We start from the raw sequence: 723 nt of genomic DNA on the forward strand, positions 1-723 counted from the left end.
TATTAGAAGGTGATACTGGAAGTGGAGAAGTATGGGAAAAACTTTCAGAGCTTTTGAATCATCATTTTATCGGTGAAAATGGGCTTGAATACATGATAGGTATGATGGCGGTTGATGCTGGGTATACAACACAAGAGGTATACAATTGGGTAAGAAGTCATCAAGGCTCTGGAAGAGTAATGGCAGTAAAAGGGGCAAACAAAGCGCTAGTGCCGCTTAACAGCTCAAGTAGAGTAGATGTAACAGTTAGCGGACAAAAGCTAAAGAGAGGAATGGAGCTGTGGCCAGTTGGGGTATCGATATTGAAGTCCGAGCTTTTCCAATTACTTAATGTTTTAACAGAAGGGGCGCCGGGGTATTGTCATTTTCCCGAATATCCACCTGAATATTTTAAGCAACTTACTGCAGAACAACTAATTACCAAGGTAGTAAAAGGGTATACCAAACAAGAATGGCAAAAGATAAGAGATCGAAATGAAGTACTAGATTACAGAGTTTACGCAAGAGCAGCGTCTATTGCCCTGGGGATTGATCGTTGGTCAGAGAGTAAATGGGAAAGTTTAGTAGGTGAAAAAACTAAAAAGTCAAAAAAGAGTGAGAAGAAGTCAACGGTTGAATGAGAAAAGTTGATGTACAACCAAGAATATTTAACTCAAGTAGAAGAAGCGATAAAGAAGCTACAGAGCGGGGAAAGAGTAGTATCCATTGCGTACGGTGATCACG

The 723-nt window shown here is 40.4% G+C and carries 1 protein-coding gene; it reads left to right on the forward strand.

The features are described from left to right. A partial coding sequence (locus tag WGMM_RS04800; protein WP_038250888.1) for a terminase gpA endonuclease subunit occupies positions 1–620 on the forward strand: 620 nt, incomplete at its 5' end. Between the last annotated feature and the right edge of the window lie 103 nt (positions 621–723).

It is taken from the genome of Wolbachia endosymbiont of Glossina morsitans morsitans (assembly GCF_000689175.1).
Lineage (GTDB): Bacteria > Pseudomonadota > Alphaproteobacteria > Rickettsiales > Anaplasmataceae > Wolbachia > Wolbachia pipientis.